The organism is Idiomarina sp. Sol25, from assembly GCF_033052775.1.
GTDB lineage: Bacteria > Pseudomonadota > Gammaproteobacteria > Enterobacterales > Alteromonadaceae > Idiomarina.
This window is the reverse complement of sequence record NZ_JAUPEW010000046.1, coordinates 1-420: the sequence shown is the minus strand read 5'-3', so window position 1 is coordinate 420 and position 420 is coordinate 1. Positions and strand designations below refer to the sequence as shown.

General features: G+C 57.6%; 1 protein-coding gene. It reads right to left on the bottom strand.

All coding sequences use genetic code 11. The features are described from left to right. Positions 1-420 (bottom strand): nucleotide sugar dehydrogenase (locus tag Q5L94_RS13390; RefSeq protein ID WP_411161942.1); only part of this gene is annotated, 420 nt, incomplete at both ends.

The following is a 420-nucleotide window of genomic DNA, read 5'->3' as shown; positions in this document are numbered from 1 at the left end:
CGACAAGAGCATCTCCGGGTGATAGCCCAGCTCTTGGGCCTTGTGCGTTAGGTAGTAAGGATCGACGCCGATACAGTGCCCCCCAACAAGACCGGGGCGGAAGTTGAGAAAGTTCCACTTGGTGCCGGCCGCTTTCAGAACGGCCTCGGTATCCAGCCCCATCCTGTTGAAGATCATGGCCAATTCGTTGATGAGGGCGATGTTGATATCACGCTGGCTGTTTTCGATGACCTTGGCGGCCTCGGCCACTCTGATGCTGTCTGCCTGATATGTGCCAGCGGTTACGATACCGCGATAGAGCGCATCAACTTTCTGCGCCGTGGAGGGCGACGATCCGGAGGTGATTTTGACGATATCGGGCAAGCGCCGTTGCTTGTCGCCCGGATTGATCCGCTCGGGGCTGTAGCCAACGCCAAAATC